General features: G+C 54.9%; 16 protein-coding genes. 13 read left to right on the top strand and 3 right to left on the bottom strand.

All coding sequences use genetic code 11. The features are described 5' to 3' along the window. The first annotated feature begins 3 nt into the window (after window positions 1-3). From atpA to V1587_RS02750, 12 genes are all read left to right on the top strand, one after another. Window positions 4-1,545, top strand: coding sequence for a F0F1 ATP synthase subunit alpha (gene atpA, locus V1587_RS02695; protein ID WP_006808751.1), 1,542 nt, complete (start codon window positions 4-6; stop codon window positions 1,543-1,545). Window positions 1,546-1,596: 51 nt separating this feature from the next. Further along, a complete protein-coding gene (gene atpG / locus V1587_RS02700) occupies window positions 1,597-2,460 on the top strand; it encodes a F0F1 ATP synthase subunit gamma (RefSeq protein ID WP_024907886.1) in 864 nt (287 codons plus the stop codon). Window positions 2,461-2,491: 31 nt separating this feature from the next. Beyond that, a complete protein-coding gene (atpD, locus tag V1587_RS02705) occupies window positions 2,492-3,874 on the top strand; it encodes a F0F1 ATP synthase subunit beta (protein ID WP_006177559.1) in 1,383 nt (460 codons plus the stop codon). Window positions 3,875-3,894: 20 nt separating this feature from the next. Beyond that, window positions 3,895-4,314: a F0F1 ATP synthase subunit epsilon gene (locus V1587_RS02710; RefSeq protein ID WP_003862360.1), complete on the top strand. Its 420-nt coding sequence runs from the start codon at window positions 3,895-3,897 to the stop codon at window positions 4,312-4,314. 138 nt (window positions 4,315-4,452) lie between these two features. Next, entirely contained in the window at window positions 4,453-5,823 is a 1,371-nt protein-coding gene (gene glmU / locus V1587_RS02715; RefSeq protein WP_371899824.1) for a bifunctional UDP-N-acetylglucosamine diphosphorylase/glucosamine-1-phosphate N-acetyltransferase GlmU, read from the top strand. A 238-nt stretch (window positions 5,824-6,061) separates the two neighbouring features. Further along, window positions 6,062-7,891: a glutamine--fructose-6-phosphate transaminase (isomerizing) gene (glmS, locus tag V1587_RS02720; RefSeq protein WP_371899823.1), complete on the top strand. Its 1,830-nt coding sequence runs from the start codon at window positions 6,062-6,064 to the stop codon at window positions 7,889-7,891. 321 nt (window positions 7,892-8,212) lie between these two features. Beyond that, window positions 8,213-9,253: a phosphate ABC transporter substrate-binding protein PstS gene (gene pstS / locus V1587_RS02725; RefSeq protein ID WP_008500186.1), complete on the top strand. Its 1,041-nt coding sequence runs from the start codon at window positions 8,213-8,215 to the stop codon at window positions 9,251-9,253. Between the two features lie 128 nt (window positions 9,254-9,381). Beyond that, window positions 9,382-10,341: a phosphate ABC transporter permease PstC gene (gene pstC, locus V1587_RS02730; RefSeq protein WP_023333924.1), complete on the top strand. Its 960-nt coding sequence runs from the start codon at window positions 9,382-9,384 to the stop codon at window positions 10,339-10,341. After that, complete coding sequence (pstA, locus tag V1587_RS02735) at window positions 10,341-11,231, top strand: phosphate ABC transporter permease PstA (protein WP_024907882.1); 891 nt, start codon at window positions 10,341-10,343, stop codon at window positions 11,229-11,231. The genes pstC and pstA overlap by 1 nt, the downstream gene beginning before the upstream one ends. Window positions 11,232-11,278: 47 nt before the next feature. Then, window positions 11,279-12,052, top strand: a complete 774-nt coding sequence (pstB, locus tag V1587_RS02740; protein ID WP_010426574.1) for a phosphate ABC transporter ATP-binding protein PstB — start codon at window positions 11,279-11,281, stop codon at window positions 12,050-12,052. Between the two features lie 26 nt (window positions 12,053-12,078). Next, window positions 12,079-12,804: a phosphate signaling complex protein PhoU gene (gene phoU / locus V1587_RS02745; RefSeq protein ID WP_008500182.1), complete on the top strand. Its 726-nt coding sequence runs from the start codon at window positions 12,079-12,081 to the stop codon at window positions 12,802-12,804. 160 nt (window positions 12,805-12,964) lie between these two features. After that, window positions 12,965-14,113: an esterase gene (locus tag V1587_RS02750; protein ID WP_395314586.1), complete on the top strand. Its 1,149-nt coding sequence runs from the start codon at window positions 12,965-12,967 to the stop codon at window positions 14,111-14,113. A gap of 30 nt (window positions 14,114-14,143) precedes the next feature. On the opposite strand, the gene yieH is transcribed toward V1587_RS02750, so the two are convergent. Continuing rightward, window positions 14,144-14,809: a 6-phosphogluconate phosphatase gene (yieH, locus tag V1587_RS02755; RefSeq protein ID WP_371899822.1), complete on the bottom strand. Its 666-nt coding sequence runs from the start codon at window positions 14,807-14,809 to the stop codon at window positions 14,144-14,146. Between the two features lie 165 nt (window positions 14,810-14,974). Here yieH and adeP point away from each other — a divergent pair, with 165 nt between their 5' ends. Further along, a complete protein-coding gene (adeP, locus tag V1587_RS02760) occupies window positions 14,975-16,312 on the top strand; it encodes an adenine permease AdeP (RefSeq protein ID WP_337281139.1) in 1,338 nt (445 codons plus the stop codon). 92 nt (window positions 16,313-16,404) lie between these two features. Here the strand turns inward: adeP and V1587_RS02765 are convergent, their stop codons facing one another. Both V1587_RS02765 and V1587_RS02770 read right to left on the bottom strand, forming a co-directional pair. Next, window positions 16,405-16,971: an NADPH-dependent FMN reductase gene (locus V1587_RS02765; RefSeq protein ID WP_371899821.1), complete on the bottom strand. Its 567-nt coding sequence runs from the start codon at window positions 16,969-16,971 to the stop codon at window positions 16,405-16,407. Between the two features lie 36 nt (window positions 16,972-17,007). Then, the gene (locus V1587_RS02770; RefSeq protein ID WP_371899820.1) at window positions 17,008-17,754 is read right to left on the bottom strand and encodes a 4'-phosphopantetheinyl transferase superfamily protein; all 747 of its coding nucleotides are present in this window, start codon (window positions 17,752-17,754) and stop codon (window positions 17,008-17,010) included. Window positions 17,755-17,836: the final 82 nt, after the last annotated feature.

The following is a 17,836-nucleotide window of genomic DNA, read 5'->3' on the forward strand; positions in this document are numbered from 1 at the left end:
AGCATGCAACTGAATTCCACCGAAATCAGCGAACTGATCAAGCAGCGCATTGCTCAGTTCAGTGTTGTGAGTGAAGCTCACAACGAAGGTACTATTGTTTCTGTAAGTGACGGTGTTATCCGCATCCACGGCCTGGCCGATTGTATGCAGGGTGAGATGATTTCCCTGCCGGGTAACCGTTACGCTATCGCACTGAACCTGGAGCGCGACTCCGTTGGTGCAGTTGTGATGGGTCCATACGCTGACCTCGCCGAAGGCATGAAGGTTAAGTGTACTGGCCGTATTCTGGAAGTGCCGGTTGGCCGTGGCCTGCTGGGTCGCGTTGTTAACACCCTGGGTGCGCCAATCGACGGTAAAGGTCCGGTTGAGCACGATGGCTTCTCCCCAATCGAAGTTATCGCACCGGGCGTTATCGACCGTCAGTCCGTAGATCAGCCTGTTCAGACAGGTTATAAGTCCGTTGATGCCATGATCCCAATCGGTCGTGGTCAGCGTGAACTGATCATCGGTGACCGTCAGACCGGTAAAACCGCGATGGCAATCGACGCCATCATCAACCAGCGTGACTCCGGCATCAAATGTGTGTACGTGGCCATCGGCCAGAAAGCGTCCACCATTTCTAACGTGGTTCGTAAACTGGAAGAGCACGGCGCACTGTCTAACACCATCGTTGTGGTAGCAACTGCGTCTGAATCTGCTGCACTGCAATACCTGGCGCCATACGCCGGTTGCGCAATGGGCGAATACTTCCGTGACCGCGGTGAAGATGCGCTGATCGTATACGATGACCTGTCTAAACAGGCTGTTGCTTATCGTCAGGTTTCCCTGCTGCTCCGTCGTCCACCTGGACGTGAAGCGTTCCCTGGCGACGTATTCTACCTCCACTCTCGTCTGCTGGAGCGTGCTTCCCGCGTTAACGCGGAATACGTCGAGAACTTCACCAAAGGTGAAGTGAAGGGTAAAACGGGCTCTCTGACCGCTCTGCCGATCATTGAAACTCAGGCGGGTGACGTTTCTGCGTTCGTTCCGACCAACGTAATCTCTATTACCGATGGTCAGATCTTCCTGGAAACTAACCTGTTTAACTCCGGTATTCGTCCGGCGGTTAACCCGGGTATCTCCGTATCCCGTGTTGGTGGTGCTGCTCAGACCAAGATCATCAAGAAACTGTCCGGTGGTATCCGTACCGCGCTGGCACAGTATCGTGAACTGGCTGCGTTCTCTCAGTTCGCATCCGATCTGGACGAAGCAACCCGTAAACAGCTGAGCCACGGTCAGAAAGTGACCGAGCTGCTGAAGCAGAAACAGTATGCACCAATGTCTGTTGCTCAGCAGGGCCTGGTACTGTTCGCGGCTGAACGCGGTTACCTCGAAGATGTGGAACTGGCGAAAATCGGTAGCTTCGAAGCAGCTCTGCTGGCTTACGTCGACCGTGATCACGCTCCGCTGATGCAAGAGATCAACCAGACCGGTGGCTATAACGACGAAATCGAAGGCAAGCTGAAAGCTATCCTCGATTCCTTCAAAGCAACCCAATCCTGGTAATCGTCCGGCGGCTTGTCTCAGGACAAGCCGCCTGGCATTGAGGAGAAGCTCATGGCCGGCGCAAAAGAGATACGTAGTAAGATCGCAAGCGTCCAGAACACGCAAAAGATCACTAAAGCGATGGAGATGGTCGCCGCTTCCAAAATGCGTAAATCGCAGGATCGCATGGCGGCCAGCCGTCCTTATGCAGAAACCATGCGCAAAGTGATTGGTCACCTTGCAAACGGTAATCTGGAATATAAGCACCCTTACCTGGAAGAACGCGACGTTAAGCGCGTGGGCTACCTGGTGGTGTCGACCGACCGTGGTCTGTGTGGCGGCTTGAACATTAACCTGTTCAAAAAACTGCTGGCGGATATGAAAGCATGGTCTGAAAAAGGCGTTCAGTGCGATATCGCAATGATCGGCTCTAAAGGCGTCTCTTTCTTTAACTCCGTTGGTGGCAACATTGTCGCTCAGGTGACCGGTATGGGTGATAACCCGTCCCTGTCCGAACTGATCGGCCCGGTTAAAGTGATGTTGCAGGCTTATGATGAAGGCCGTCTGGACAGACTGTACGTTGTCAGCAACAAATTCATTAACACCATGTCTCAGGTTCCAACGCTCACTCAGATGCTGCCGTTACCGGCATCAGAAGATGGCGAGCTGAAACAAAAAACCTGGGATTACCTGTATGAACCCGATCCGAAACCGCTGCTGGATACCCTGCTGCGTCGTTACGTTGAATCTCAGGTTTATCAGGGCGTTGTAGAAAACCTGGCCAGCGAGCAGGCCGCACGAATGGTGGCGATGAAAGCCGCGACCGATAATGGCGGCAGCCTGATTAAAGAGCTGCAGTTGGTTTACAACAAAGCTCGTCAGGCCAGCATTACTCAGGAACTCACCGAGATCGTCTCGGGGGCCGCCGCGGTTTAACCAGGTTTACGAATTACGTAGAGGATTCAAGATGGCTACTGGAAAGATTGTCCAGGTAATCGGCGCCGTGGTGGACGTCGAGTTCCCTCAGGACGCCGTACCACGCGTGTACGACGCGCTTGAGGTACAGAATGGTAACGAGAGCCTGGTGCTGGAAGTTCAGCAGCAGCTCGGCGGCGGTATCGTGCGTACCATCGCGATGGGTTCTTCCGACGGTCTGCGTCGTGGTCTGGAAGTAAAAGACCTTGAGCACCCGATCGAAGTCCCGGTAGGTAAAGCAACACTGGGTCGTATCATGAACGTATTGGGTCAGCCAATCGACATGAAAGGCGACATCGGTGAAGAAGAGCGTTGGGCTATCCACCGCGCGGCACCTTCCTACGAAGAGCTGTCCAGCTCTCAGGAACTGCTGGAAACCGGTATCAAAGTTATCGACCTGATGTGTCCGTTCGCGAAGGGCGGTAAAGTCGGTCTGTTCGGTGGTGCGGGTGTTGGTAAAACCGTAAACATGATGGAGCTGATCCGTAACATCGCGATTGAGCACTCCGGTTACTCTGTGTTTGCGGGCGTAGGTGAACGTACTCGTGAGGGTAACGACTTCTACCACGAAATGACCGACTCCAACGTTCTGGACAAAGTATCCCTGGTTTACGGCCAGATGAACGAGCCACCAGGAAACCGTCTGCGCGTTGCGCTGACCGGTCTGACTATGGCTGAGAAGTTCCGTGACGAAGGCCGTGACGTTCTGCTGTTCGTTGATAACATCTATCGTTATACCCTGGCCGGTACGGAAGTATCTGCACTGCTGGGTCGTATGCCTTCAGCGGTAGGTTATCAGCCTACGCTGGCGGAAGAGATGGGTGTTCTTCAGGAACGTATCACCTCTACCAAAACCGGTTCTATCACCTCCGTTCAGGCGGTATACGTACCTGCGGATGACTTGACTGACCCATCTCCAGCAACCACCTTTGCTCACTTAGATGCAACCGTGGTACTGAGCCGTCAGATCGCGTCTCTGGGTATCTACCCGGCCGTTGATCCGCTGGACTCCACCAGCCGTCAGCTGGATCCACTGGTTGTTGGTCAGGAACACTACGACACCGCGCGTGGCGTACAGTCCCTGCTGCAGCGTTACCAGGAACTGAAAGACATCATCGCCATCCTCGGTATGGATGAACTGTCTGAAGAAGACAAACTGGTGGTAGCACGTGCGCGTAAGATCCAGCGCTTCCTGTCCCAGCCGTTCTTCGTTGCGGAAGTATTCACCGGTTCTCCAGGTAAATACGTTTCCCTGAAAGACACCATCCGTGGCTTTAAAGGCATTATGGAAGGCGAATACGATCACCTGCCGGAGCAGGCGTTCTACATGGTTGGTTCCATCGACGAAGCCGTGGAAAAAGCCAAAAAACTTTAACGCCTTAATCGGAGGGTGATATGGCAATGACTTACCACCTGGACGTCGTCAGCGCAGAGCAACAAATGTTCTCTGGTCTGGTCGAGAAAATCCAGGTAACGGGTAGTGAAGGTGAACTGGGTATTTTCCCGGGTCACGCACCGCTGCTCACCGCCATTAAGCCTGGTATGATCCGCATCGTTAAACAGTTCGGTCACGAAGAGTTTATCTATCTTTCCGGCGGCATTCTTGAAGTGCAGCCTGGCAGTGTGACCGTTCTGGCCGATACCGCTATCCGTGGACAGGATCTCGACGAAGCGCGAGCCCTGGAATCGAAGCGTAAGGCTGAAGAGCACATTAACAGCTCTCATGGTGACGTGGATTACGCTCAGGCGTCTGCGGAGCTGGCCAAAGCGATCGCGAAACTGCGCGTTATCGAGTTGACCAAAAAAGCGATGTAACACCGGCTTGAAAAGCACAAAAGCCAGTCTGGATACCAGGCTGGCTTTTTTTTTCGGCCTTAATTCATGATGAAAAAGATGTAGAATTTTAAGCATCAAACGTTTTTACTTCACACTCAAACAACCGTCAGGATGCGTATGTCAAACAGTGCGATGAGCGTGGTGATCCTTGCCGCTGGCAAAGGGACCCGCATGTATTCCGATCTGCCTAAGGTGCTCCACACGCTTGCAGGAAAGCCAATGGTGCAGCATGTCATTGATGCAGCGAATGAACTGGGTGCCGGTCAGGTTCACCTGGTCTATGGCCACGGCGGCGATCTGCTTAAAAAGACGCTGAGCGACGACAAGCTCAACTGGGTGCTTCAGGCCGAACAGCTGGGCACAGGCCATGCGATGCAGCAGGCAGCCCCGTTCTTTGCGGATGACGAAGACATTTTGATGCTCTACGGCGATGTCCCGCTGATTTCCGTTGAAACTCTCACTCGCCTGCGTGAAGCCAAACCGCAGGGCGGCATTGGTTTATTAACCGTCGTGCTGGACGATCCAACCGGTTATGGCCGTATCACCCGTGAAAACGGCAACGTCACGGGTATTGTTGAGCATAAAGATGCCAGCGACGAACAGCGCCAGATTCAGGAGATCAACACCGGTATCCTGATTGCCAATGGCGCGGATATGAAGCGCTGGCTGTCCAGACTCGATAACAACAACGCGCAGGGTGAATACTACATCACCGACATCATTGCGATGGCGTACCACGAAGGGTGTGAAATTGCCGCCGTTCATCCGGCGCGCATCAGCGAAACGGACGGCGTGAACAACCGCCTGCAGCTTTCCCGTCTTGAGCGTATTTATCAGTCCGAGCAGGCCGAAAAACTGCTGCTGGCGGGGGTGATGCTGCGCGATCCGGCGCGTTTCGATCTGCGTGGCTCATTAACTCACGGGCGTGACGTTGAGATTGATACTAACGTTATCCTCGAGGGTCACGTTACGCTGGGCAATCGCGTCAAAATTGGCGCCGGCTGCGTGATTAAAAACAGCGTCATCGGCGACGACTGCGAAATCAGCCCGTACAGCGTGGTGGAAGATGCCCGTCTGGATGCCGCCTGTACCATCGGCCCGTTTGCGCGTCTGCGCCCGGGCTCTGAGCTGCTGGAAGGCGCTCACGTGGGTAACTTCGTGGAAATGAAAAAAGCGCGTCTGGGTAAAGGCTCGAAAGCTGGTCATCTGACCTATCTGGGCGACGCGGAAATTGGCAATAACGTGAATATTGGTGCAGGGACGATTACCTGTAACTATGACGGCGCGAATAAGTTTAAAACCATCATCGGTGATGACGTGTTCGTTGGTTCTGATACGCAGCTGGTGGCGCCTGTTACCGTGGGTAACGGGGTGACTATTGCCGCTGGAACAACCGTAACGCGCGATGTGGCCGAGAACGAGCTGGTACTAAGCCGCGTTCCGCAGGTCAGCAAGCAGGGCTGGAAACGCCCGGTGAAGAAGAAGTAACGGATTTACCCCTCACCCTAACCCTCTCCCCAAAGGGGAGAGGGGATCGTTCGGTGCGGTGTTTTTCTCCCTCGCCCCTTTGGGGAGAGGGCTGGGGTGAGGGGATAACATAATCCTCCCCCCACAGGCAGTACCCATAAAAATAACCCCACTCTCTACAAGGCTCGGGGTGCCCGGAAAGGGCAAATACAGGTCAGCGACAACGCAGGCATAATGCCTAAATTCGGAATCTAAAATTATGTGTGGAATTGTTGGCGCAGTTGCGCAGCGTGATATTGCTGAAATCCTTCTCGAAGGTTTACGTCGTCTGGAATACCGTGGTTACGACTCTGCCGGTCTGGCTGTCGTCGATGCAGAAGGTCATATGACCCGTCTGCGTCGTCTCGGTAAAGTGCAGATGCTGGCCCAGGCTGCGGAAGAGCATCCGCTGCACGGTGGTACCGGTATTGCGCACACCCGCTGGGCGACGCACGGTGAACCGTCTGAAGGTAACGCGCACCCGCATGTGTCTGAACACATCGTGGTTGTGCACAACGGCATTATCGAAAACCACGAACCGCTGCGTGAAGCACTGAAAGCGCGCGGCTATACTTTCGTCTCTGAAACTGACACCGAAGTGATTGCTCACCTGGTGCACTGGGAGCTGGAGCAGGGCGGCACGCTGCGTGATGCGGTGCTGCGTGCTATCCCTCAGCTGCGCGGTGCGTACGGTACGGTGATCATGGATTCTCGCGACCCGTCCACGCTGCTGGCCGCGCGTTCCGGTAGCCCGATGGTTATCGGCCTGGGCATGGGCGAAAACTTTATCGCTTCTGACCAGCTGGCGCTCCTGCCGGTCACCCGTCGCTTTATCTTCCTCGAAGAGGGGGATATCGCCGAAGTGACTCGCCGCAGCGTGACCGTGTTCGATACCAAAGGCGAGCAGGTGAAGCGCCAGGAGATCGAATCTAACCTGCAGTACGACGCGGGCGACAAAGGCGCTTACCGTCACTACATGCAGAAAGAGATTTACGAGCAGCCAAACGCCATCAAAAACACCCTGACCGGGCGCATCAGCCACGGTGAAGTGGATCTGAGCGAGCTGGGTGCAAACGCGAACGAACTGCTCAGCAAGGTCGAGCACATTCAGATCGTGGCCTGCGGCACCTCCTACAACTCCGGTATGGTCTCTCGCTACTGGTTTGAATCCCTGGCGGGCGTGCCGTGCGATGTGGAAATTGCGTCTGAATTCCGCTATCGCAAATCCGCGGTGCGTCGTAACAGCCTGATGATCACCCTTTCCCAGTCTGGCGAAACGGCGGATACCCTGGCCGCGCTGCGTCTCTCTAAAGAGCTGGGCTACCTGGGCTCTCTGGCCATCTGTAACGTTCCGGGCTCCTCGCTGGTGCGTGAATCCGATCTGGCGCTGATGACCAAAGCGGGTACCGAAATCGGCGTCGCCTCCACTAAAGCGTTTACCACTCAGCTGACCGTTCTGCTGATGCTGGTGGCGAAGCTGGCGCGTCTGAAAGGCGAAGATGCTTCCGTTGAACACGACATTGTTCACGGTCTGCAGGCGCTGCCGAGCCGTATTGAGCAGATGCTGTCTCAGGACAAACGCATTGAAGCGCTGGCGGAAGATTTCTCTGACAAACATCACGCCCTGTTCCTGGGTCGTGGCGATCAGTATCCGATTGCGCTGGAAGGCGCGCTGAAGCTGAAAGAGATCTCCTACATTCACGCTGAAGCCTATGCGGCAGGCGAGCTGAAACACGGCCCGCTGGCGCTGATTGACGCGGATATGCCGGTCATCGTTGTGGCACCAAACAACGAACTGCTGGAAAAACTGAAATCTAACATCGAAGAAGTGCGCGCCCGCGGTGGTGTCCTGTACGTCTTCGCCGATAAAGATGCCGGTTTTGTCAGCAATGACAACATGCACATCATCGAGATGCCGCATGTGGAAGAGGTGATTGCACCTATCTTCTACACCGTTCCGCTGCAGCTGCTGGCCTATCACGTTGCGCTGATCAAAGGCACCGACGTTGACCAGCCGCGTAACCTGGCGAAGTCTGTCACCGTAGAATAATCCCTTCAGGCTCCACCTTCGGGTGGAGCTTTTTTATCCCACCCGGTTTGTTTTTCATCAATCCTTTCTCGTTTTTAATAATGACAATTTGTCATCTTCAGCTACTTTTTTCAGTGTCACATAAAGAAAATATTTCTGAAAACGTCTTGTCACAAAAGTGGCTAACCAGATGAAAATTAAGCTTTCTTTTGCTAATTTTTAAGTGAAATTTCCATTGTCATAAAACTGTCATAATTCGTACATTTATCTGTCACCTGTTTGTCCTATTTTGCTCATCGTAGCCACTAAACAACGATTTACGAAAATCTTGCAGGAGACATTATGAAAGTTATGCGTACCACTGTCGCAACTGTTGTCGCCGCGACCTTATCTCTGAGCGCGTTCTCTGTATTTGCAGAAGCAAGCCTGACTGGCGCTGGTGCAACCTTCCCTGCGCCGGTGTATGCCAAATGGGCGGATACCTACCAGAAAGAAACCGGTAACAAGGTTAACTATCAGGGTATCGGCTCCTCCGGTGGCGTGAAACAAATTACCGCGAACACGGTTGATTTCGGCGCATCTGATGCTCCGCTGTCTGATGACAAACTGGCTCAGGAAGGCCTGTTCCAGTTCCCTACCGTGATCGGTGGCGTGGTTCTGGCCATCAACCTGCCGGGCGTGAAGTCGGGCGAGCTGGTGCTGGATGGTAAGACGCTGGGTGACATCTACCTGGGCAAAATCAAAAAATGGGATGACGAAGCGATCGCTAAACTCAACCCAGGCCTGAAATTGCCTTCTCAGAACATCGCCGTGGTTCGCCGCGCGGATGGTTCCGGTACCTCTTTCGTGTTCACCAGCTACCTGGCAAAAGTGAACGAAGAGTGGAAATCTAAAGTCGGTTCCGGCTCTACCGTTAACTGGCCAACCGGTCTGGGCGGTAAAGGTAACGACGGTATCGCCGCGTTCGTACAGCGTCTGCCTGGCTCCATCGGCTACGTAGAGTATGCGTACGCGAAGCAGAACAACCTGTCCTACACCAAACTGGTTTCAGCCGACGGCAAACCGGTTAGCCCAACCGAAGAGAACTTTGCTAACGCCGCGAAAGGCGCTGACTGGAGCAAATCCTTCGCGCAGGATCTGACTAACCAGAAAGGCGAAGGTGCATGGCCAATCACCTCTACCACCTTCATCCTGGTGCACAAAGAGCAGAAGAAACCTGAGCAGGGCGCTGAAGTGCTGAAGTTCTTCGACTGGGCATACAAAAACGGCGGCAAACAGGCTAACGCTCTGGATTACGCCACCCTGCCAGACAACGTGGTTGAGCAGATTCGCGCTGCATGGAAAACCAACGTAAAAGACAGCAGCGGTAAAGCGCTGTACTAACAGGATATATTTAACGAAGATGGCGGGTGGCGCTGCGCTTACCCGCCCTACGGTTTAAGCTGTAGGCCCGGTAAGCGTTAGCGCCACCGGGCATATTCGTAAAAACGTCTCAAACAGAAGAGTAATTTATGGCTGCAACCAAGCCTGCATTTAACCCTCCGGGTAAAAAAGGTGACATGATTTTCAGCGCGCTGGTAAAACTGGCTGCGCTGATTGTGCTATTGCTGCTGGGCGGCATTATCGTGTCTCTGATTTTCTCCTCATGGCCGAGCATCCAGAAATTCGGTTTCTCCTTCCTGTGGACCAAAGAGTGGGACGCACCGAACGACATCTACGGTGCTCTGGTGCCGATCTACGGCACGCTGGTGACCTCGTTCATCGCCCTGCTGATTGCGGTTCCGGTGAGCTTTGGTATTGCCCTGTTCCTGACGGAGCTGGCGCCGGGCTGGCTGCGACGCCCGCTGGGTATTGCCATCGAACTGCTGGCAGCTATTCCGAGTATCGTCTACGGCATGTGGGGCCTGTTCATCTTTGCGCCGCTGTTCGCCACGTACTTTCAGGAACCGGTGGGTAATGTCCTCTCAGCCATTCCGTTTGTGGGGGCCCTGTTCTCAGGCCCGGCTTTCGGTATCGGCATTCTGGCGGCAGGTGTGATCCTCGCCATCATGATTATTCCGTACATTGCGGCGGTCATGCGCGATGTCTTCGAACAAACGCCGGTGATGATGAAAGAGTCTGCCTACGGTATCGGCTGCACCACCTGGGAAGTTATCTGGCGCATTGTCCTTCCGTTCACCAAAAATGGGGTGATCGGGGGCGTGATGCTGGGCTTAGGTCGCGCGCTGGGTGAAACCATGGCGGTCACCTTTATCATCGGTAACACCTACCAGCTCGACAGCGTGTCGCTCTATATGCCGGGCAACAGTATTACCTCTGCGCTGGCGAATGAATTTGCGGAAGCGGAATCGGGTCTGCACGTGGCGGCGCTGATGGAGCTGGGTCTGATTCTGTTCGTTATCACCTTCATTGTTCTGGCGATTTCCAAGCTGATGATTATGCGCCTCGCTAAAAATGAGGGAGCACGCTAATGGCCACTCTCGAAATGCAAGCTACCGCTGAACTGGCGGAATCCCGCCGCAAAATGCAGGCCAGACGCCGCATGAAAAACCGCATTGCCCTGACGCTCTCGATGGCGACGATGGCATTCGGCCTGTTCTGGCTTGTCTGGATCCTCTTCTCGACGGTCGTTCGCGGGATTGACGGAATGTCACTGTCGCTGTTCACCGAAATGACGCCGCCGCCGAATACGGCGGGTGGTGGTCTGGCGAATGCCCTGGCGGGCAGCGGATTGCTGATCCTCTGGGCGACGGTCTTCGGCACGCCGCTGGGCATTATGGCGGGGATCTACCTGGCAGAATACGGCCGTAAATCCTGGCTGGCGGAAGTGATTCGCTTCATCAACGACATTCTGCTGTCTGCACCTTCAATCGTCGTGGGTCTGTTTGTTTACACCGTGGTGGTGGCGCAGATGGAACACTTCTCCGGCTGGGCGGGCGTCATTGCGCTGGCGCTGCTGCAGGTGCCGATTGTGATTCGTACTACCGAGAACATGCTGAAACTGGTGCCGGACAGCCTGCGTGAAGCGGCTTACGCGCTGGGTACGCCGAAATGGAAGATGATTTCTGCGATTACGCTGAAGGCGTCGGTCTCCGGGATCATGACCGGTATCCTGCTGGCGGTAGCGCGTATCGCTGGCGAAACGGCGCCGCTGCTGTTTACGTCCCTCTCCAACCAGTTCTGGAGCACGGACATGATGCAGCCGATCGCCAACCTGCCGGTGACGATCTTTAAATTTGCGATGAGCCCATTCGCGGAATGGCAGCAGCTGGCCTGGGCCGGGGTGCTGATCATTACCCTTTGCGTACTGTTGCTGAACATTCTGGCGCGCGTCATTTTCGCGAAGAAGAAACACGGTTAATTTTTTACGGCGCGGCAGCTCGCGGCGCCGAATGAGGAAATGAGTCAATGAGTATGGTCGATACTGCCCCGGGTAAGATTCAGGTTCGTGATTTGAACTTCTACTACGGCAAATTCCATGCCCTGAAGAACATCAACCTGGATATCGCGAAGAACCAGGTCACGGCATTTATCGGTCCGTCCGGCTGTGGAAAATCCACGCTGCTGCGTACCTTTAACAAAATGTATTCGCTCTATCCGGAGCAGCGCGCTGAAGGTGAAATCATCCTCGACGGCGAAAACATTCTGACCCAGGCGCAGGATATCGCCCTGCTGCGCGCCAAAGTGGGGATGGTGTTCCAGAAACCAACGCCGTTCCCGATGTCCATTTACGACAACATCGCCTTTGGCGTTCGCCTGTTTGAAAAACTCTCCCGTGCCGATATGGACGAGCGCGTGCAGTGGGCTTTGACCAAGGCCGCATTATGGAACGAAACCAAAGATAAGTTGCACCAGAGCGGTTACTCTCTCTCCGGTGGTCAGCAGCAGCGTCTGTGCATTGCGCGCGGTATTGCGATTCGCCCGGAAGTGTTGCTGCTGGATGAGCCGTGTTCAGCGCTGGACCCGATCTCAACCGGCCGTATTGAAGAGCTGATCACCGAGCTGAAGCAGGATTACACCGTGGTAATCGTGACCCATAACATGCAGCAGGCTGCACGTTGTTCCGATCACACGGCGTTTATGTACCTGGGCGAGTTGATTGAGTTCAGCGATACGGACGCGCTGTTCACCAGGCCCGCGAAGAAACAAACCGAAGATTATATTACTGGCCGCTACGGTTGATTTGCCTTAGTGCATGTGGAGAAACCATGGACAACCTCAATCTTAATAAACACATTTCAGGCCAGTTCAACGCAGAGCTGGAAAGCATTCGCACGCAGGTGATGACCATGGGTGGCATGGTTGAGCAGCAGCTTTCTGATGCGATTACGGCAATGCATAACCAGGACAGCGAGCTGGCGAAGCGCGTTATTGAAGGCGACAAAAACGTCAACATGATGGAAGTCGCTATCGACGAGGCCTGCGTGCGCATTATCGCGAAACGTCAGCCGACGGCGAGCGACCTGCGTCTGGTGATGGCGATCATCAAAACCATCGCCGAGCTGGAGCGTATTGGTGACGTTGCGGATAAAATCTGCCGCACCGCGCTGGAGAAGTTCTCTCAGCAGCACCAGCCGCTGCTGGTGAGCCTGGAGTCGCTGGGCCGCCACACCGTGCAGATGCTGCACGACGTGCTGGATGCCTTTGCGCGTATGGATCTGGACGAAGCGGTGCGTATCTACCGTGAAGACAAGAAGGTCGACCAGGAGTATGAAGGCATCGTGCGTCAGCTGATGACCTACATGATGGAAGATTCTCGTACGATCCCAAGCGTACTGACGGCCCTGTTCTGCGCGCGCTCCATCGAGCGTATCGGCGACCGCTGCCAGAACATTTGCGAATACATCTTCTACTTCGTGAAAGGTCAGGACTTCCGTCACGTCGGCGGCGACGAGCTGGACAAGCTGCTGGCGGGTAAAGATCCGAAAGAGTAATCCTGTCATCTGATAACAACGCCGGTACTCACCGGCGTTGTTATTTCTATTGTAATCACAATTTTCCCCTTCATCCGTTGCCTGACGTTCGAAACGCGCTAACGTGAGACGAAAAAACAGCAAAGGATGGTATATGAAAAATTCATTAGCGTGTCTGGCGATGGCCATCAGCATCGGGATCGGTACTGGAACAGACGTTATTGCCGCACCGTTGCCGGTCACACCTGATCAGCCTACCCCGGTCAGCCACTATGTAACCCAGGTTAATGCGGATAAAAGCATTACGTTTCGCCTGTTTGCACCCGGCGCAACGCGAGTCTCCGTGGTGACGGGGTCAATGCCTGAAAGCCAGGTTTCCCATGATATGACGAAAGAGAAAAATGGCGTCTGGTCATGGAAAAGCGAGCCGATGGCCCCGAATCTCTACGAATATTATTTCGACATCGATGGTTTCCGTTCAGTCGACACGGGAAGCCGCTATCAAAAACCTCAGCGGCAGGTGAACACCAGCCTGATTCTGGTTCCGGGCAGTATTCTCGACGATCGTCCTGTACCGCATGGCGATCTGACGACCTTGACCTGGCACTCGCCGTCGCTCAAGTCAGAGCGCCGCGTCTATGTATGGACTCCCCCTGGCTACAACGGCACAGGGGAACCCTTACCGGTGCTCTACTTCTACCATGGTTTTGGGGATACCGGGCTCTCGGCCATCGACCAGGGCCGTCTGCCTCAAATCATGGATAACCTGATGGCCGAGGGGAAAATCAAACCGATGCTGGTGGTCGTACCCGACACCGAGACGGAGAGCGCTGAGGCCATCCCCGAAAACTTCCCACCGGCAGAACGACGAAAGTCTTTCTATCCGCTCAATGCGAAAGCCGCAGACCGTGAACTGATGAGCGAGATTATTCCGCTGGTGGATACGCGCTTCAACGTGCGTAAAGATGCGGCCGGCCGGGCACTGGCGGGATTGTCACAGGGCGGTTATCAGGCGCTGGTCTCCGGGATGAATCATCTGGAGAGCTTCGGCTGGCTGGGAACGTTCAGCGGCGTTACCACGACAACCGTTCCTGACGAAGGCGTAGCCGCACGCTTTAAGCAGCCTGAGGCCATTAATCGGCAGCTGCATAACTTCACCGTCGTTGTGGGAGAGCGCGATTCGGTGACCGGCAAAGATATCGCCGGTCTGAAAGCGGAGCTGGAAAAACAGGGCATCAAATTCGACTATAAAATGTACCCCGGTCTGAATCACGAAATGGACGTCTGGCGTCCGGCCTATGCAGAGTTTGTTCAAAAGCTCTTCAGATAAGCCTGTCGCCCTCCCTGCAGGGAGGGCGGCTTAACGCGTAATATCCCACCCGCGCGCCTTCCACAATTCAGGCAACTGCGCCAGATCGGTGAATGTCGTGACTTTTGGATGATCGATCGGCTTGTTGTGCGGATCGGCGCAGAAGTAAAACACCTCCATTCCCGCATCAATCCCCGACTGAGCGCCCGCAGACGAGTCATCCACCAGAATGCAGTTCTCTACGTTAACGTTCATCGCCTTTGCCGCATGGAACATCAGTGCCGGGTCCGGCTTCCAGCGCTGGATATCGTAGCCGCTGAACAGTTTTTCCGGGAAGTGGTGCAACATCTCAAGCTTGCCCAGCGAGTGCTGCATTTTGCTGACCGGACCGTTGGAGACGACGCAGACTGGCACCGTCATGGCATCCAGCAGCGCGTTTGCGCCTGGAATCACCTCCAGCTCGGAATCGAACAGGCGTGCAACCTCGGCGCGGTACACCGGTTCCAGATCCGCTTTCGCCAGATCCACGCCGTGTTCTTCGTTAATGATGTCGATGATCTCGTAGAGCTTCACGCCCTTAAAGCGTTTAAACACCTCTTCGAGTTCCAGCGTAATGCCAAATTCCTGGAACATAGTGACATACGCGCGGGAACAAATGACCTCACTGTCGACCAGCGTACCGTCGCAGTCGAAAAATACCGCTTCAATTCCGGACATGCCTTTCCCTTTTAACAAGTTTAACGTTTACGTACGGCAGTTCACCGGGACGCAATCGTTGCCGTATAAGCAAAATCAATGAAAAAAGTATCACGTAACCGCCACTATTGTCGCATTTTGGTATAGGATAGCGACGAATTTTCCCTCCTTGTTCGGAAATTGATGATGAGTCAACAACACACTACCCAGACATCTGGTCAGGGTCTGCTTGAGCGCGTGTTTAAACTGCGCGAGCACGGCACAACGGCACGCACCGAAGTGATCGCTGGTTTCACCACCTTCCTGACGATGGTCTATATCGTTTTTGTGAACCCTCAAATTCTGGGCGTCGCTGGCATGGATACCAGCGCCGTCTTCGTAACAACCTGTCTGATCGCGGCCCTTGGCAGCATTCTGATGGGTGTGTTCGCTAATCTGCCGGTTGCGCTGGCACCGGCGATGGGCCTGAATGCGTTCTTCGCTTTCGTGGTAGTTCAGGCGATGGGGCTGCCGTGGCAGGTTGGCATGGGCGCCATCTTCTGGGGTGCCGTTGGCCTGCTGCTGCTGACCATTTTCCGCGTGCGTTACTGGATGATTGCGAACATTCCCGTGAGCCTGCGCGTGGGCATCACCAGCGGTATTGGTCTGTTCATCGGTATGATGGGGCTGAAAAACGCCGGCGTTATCGTGGCTAACCCGGATACGCTGGTGAGCATCGGTCACCTGACCTCCCATAACGTGCTGCTGGGCGTGCTGGGCTTCTTTATCATCGCGATCCTGGCTTCCCGCAATATTCACGCGGCGGTACTGGTGTCCATCGTGGTCACCACGCTGCTGGGCTGGATGCTGGGCGACGTTCACTATAACGGCATCGTTTCCGCGCCACCGAGCGTCTCTACCGTTGTTGGTCATGTCGATCTGGCGGGTTCCCTGAACCTGGGTCTGGCGGGCGTGATTTTCTCCTTCATGCTGGTGAACCTGTTCGACTCCTCCGGTACGCTGATTGGCGTGACCGACAAAGCGGGTCTGGCGGATGAGAAAGGGAAATTCCCGCGCATGAAGCAGGCGCTGTTTGTGGACAGCGTCTCCTCTGTGACCGGTGCGTTTATCGGAACTTCGTCCGTTACCGCGTATATTGAATCTTCTTCCGGCGTATCCGTGGGCGGCCGTACAGGCCTGACGGCGGTTGTGGTGGGTATTCTGTTCCTGCTGGTGATCTTCCTCTCTCCGCTGGCGGGTATGGTTCCTCCTTATGCGGCGGCGGGTGCGCTGATCTACGTGGGTGTGCTGATGACCTCCAGCCTGTCGCGCGTGAAGTGGGATGATTTAACCGAAGCGGTGCCGGCGTTTATTACCGCCGTGATGATGCCGTTCAGCTTCTCGATTACCGAAGGTATCGCGCTGGGCTTTATCTCTTACTGCGTAATGAAGATCGGGACCGGTCGTTTCCGCGACCTCAGCCCGTGCGTGATTGTTGTGGCGCTGCTGTTTGTACTGAAGATTGTGTTTATCGACGCCAAATAAACAGCAAGCCCTTTTCTTCGAAAAGGGCTTTAGTGTTTGTTCCCTCTCCCCGTGGGAGAGGGCCAGGGTGAGGGCATCAGGCCGCAATGATCTTACGCCTTCACCCGCTTAATATAATCCCCGAACGCCGTCAGCTGGCCAGACAGATGATCGCGCGTGCTCTGATCCACCACTTCACCCGTTTGCGGGTCGACCTTGTTCTGAATCACTCCGCCCATAAATTCCGGCTTGTTCATCACCATCGCATCCAGGAAGACCAGGATCTGGCGCAGATGATACTGGCAGCGCGCGCCGCCAATCGTGCCCATGGAACTGGTCTGGATCAGCACCGGTTTACCTGACAGCGGCTGCTCAGGTAAACGGGACAGCCAGTCGATGGCATTCTTCAGGCCACCGGGTACAGAGTAGTTGTACTCCGGCGTGACGATGACCACGCCGTCGGCCTGGCGGATCTGTTCGGCCAGCGCCTCGACGCTCTGCGGGAACCCTTCTTCCTGCTGTACGTCAGCATCATAAAGCGGAATATCGCCAATAGACGGCAGGGCGCTAATCTCCATACCTGCAGGCGCCAGCTGTGGCAGCGTGCGTGCCACCATCCCGTTAAATGAACCTTTGCGCAGGCTTCCCAGTAACGTAACTACTTTCAACGTATCAGACATGATTACTCCTGTTTCATCATGATGACCCTGATTGGATCAGCTAAGGGTGAATGCTTTTTCTGCCGGTAAACTGGTTAAACGCATCAGGCGTGCGGCGGGCTCGTTGGCGCGCTCGGGCACATCAGGAAGGCTACGCCATCCCTGTTGCCTGTCAAATTCCCAGATTTTCATGCGTTCGATGGCGGGGGTAACCGCAATGGACCAAATGAGCACATCCTCTGCGTCACTGAGCGCCTCTACCAGCGTGGCCTGGGTGGCGCGCAGACGTCCGGAGCCTGGCAGCAGCTGCAGCAGGCTGGCGTCGTCTGAGGCGCATCCACAGAGCTTGCGAATACTCTGGCGCAGGGTAATGAGCTGGGCTCTGGCTTCGACAGGATCGTTCTGGTTGCGTACCCACAGCTTCTCATTGCTGGAGAGCGGATAGTCTTCATGCGCATTAGCGCCATGGAAGCTGCGCGTCGCACGCTGAAGTTCCATATCGAGCCCGCAATCCCCTTCGGTGGTCAGCGCGACGCCAATGATGTTGCCCGTGTAGGCAATGGAAAAACGAGGGAGATCCGGGTCGGCAAAGACCGGGCGGCCTTCGGGTTGGGTAATGATGTCCGGCAGCTCGCTGGTGCCGTACAGCATAAACATCAGTTCTGCGAGAAGCGCTCTGGACGCTAAAAACCGCGTTCTGCGGTGTTCCGGAAGAGTGAGTGCTTCACGGTGACAGGCTGAAGAAATTCTTGCCGATACGAGACGTCCTTCTGTCAGTATCCCTCTTGCAAAGTGCGTAGCCATTTTTCGCTCCTTGATAATGGTCGTAATCGGTTAAACGGTTACATGATTATCGCTTAACTTGCTTCCTGTTTTAATCAGTAAA

Source organism: Enterobacter sp. ECC-249 (assembly GCF_043965265.1).
GTDB classification, from domain to species: Bacteria; Pseudomonadota; Gammaproteobacteria; order Enterobacterales; family Enterobacteriaceae; genus Enterobacter; species Enterobacter quasiroggenkampii.

Excerpts from the sequence above, each read along its gene's own strand:
- V1587_RS02770 (WP_371899820.1), bottom strand. The coding sequence starts at position 17,754 with ATGGCTACGCACTTTGCAAGAGGGATACTGACAGAAGGACGTCTCGTA.
- adeP (WP_337281139.1), top strand. The coding sequence starts at position 14,975 with ATGAGTCAACAACACACTACCCAGACATCTGGTCAGGGTCTGCTTGAG.
- atpA (WP_006808751.1), top strand. The coding sequence starts at position 4 with ATGCAACTGAATTCCACCGAAATCAGCGAACTGATCAAGCAGCGCATT.
- glmU (WP_371899824.1), top strand. The coding sequence starts at position 4,453 with ATGTCAAACAGTGCGATGAGCGTGGTGATCCTTGCCGCTGGCAAAGGG.
- pstB (WP_010426574.1), top strand. The coding sequence starts at position 11,279 with ATGAGTATGGTCGATACTGCCCCGGGTAAGATTCAGGTTCGTGATTTG.
- pstC (WP_023333924.1), top strand. The coding sequence starts at position 9,382 with ATGGCTGCAACCAAGCCTGCATTTAACCCTCCGGGTAAAAAAGGTGAC.
- V1587_RS02710 (WP_003862360.1), top strand. The coding sequence starts at position 3,895 with ATGGCAATGACTTACCACCTGGACGTCGTCAGCGCAGAGCAACAAATG.
- atpD (WP_006177559.1), top strand. The coding sequence starts at position 2,492 with ATGGCTACTGGAAAGATTGTCCAGGTAATCGGCGCCGTGGTGGACGTC.
- V1587_RS02750 (WP_395314586.1), top strand. The coding sequence starts at position 12,965 with ATGGCCATCAGCATCGGGATCGGTACTGGAACAGACGTTATTGCCGCA.
- phoU (WP_008500182.1), top strand. The coding sequence starts at position 12,079 with ATGGACAACCTCAATCTTAATAAACACATTTCAGGCCAGTTCAACGCA.
- atpG (WP_024907886.1), top strand. The coding sequence starts at position 1,597 with ATGGCCGGCGCAAAAGAGATACGTAGTAAGATCGCAAGCGTCCAGAAC.
- pstS (WP_008500186.1), top strand. The coding sequence starts at position 8,213 with ATGAAAGTTATGCGTACCACTGTCGCAACTGTTGTCGCCGCGACCTTA.
- V1587_RS02765 (WP_371899821.1), bottom strand. The coding sequence starts at position 16,971 with ATGTCTGATACGTTGAAAGTAGTTACGTTACTGGGAAGCCTGCGCAAA.
- glmS (WP_371899823.1), top strand. The coding sequence starts at position 6,062 with ATGTGTGGAATTGTTGGCGCAGTTGCGCAGCGTGATATTGCTGAAATC.
- yieH (WP_371899822.1), bottom strand. The coding sequence starts at position 14,809 with ATGTCCGGAATTGAAGCGGTATTTTTCGACTGCGACGGTACGCTGGTC.
- pstA (WP_024907882.1), top strand. The coding sequence starts at position 10,341 with ATGGCCACTCTCGAAATGCAAGCTACCGCTGAACTGGCGGAATCCCGC.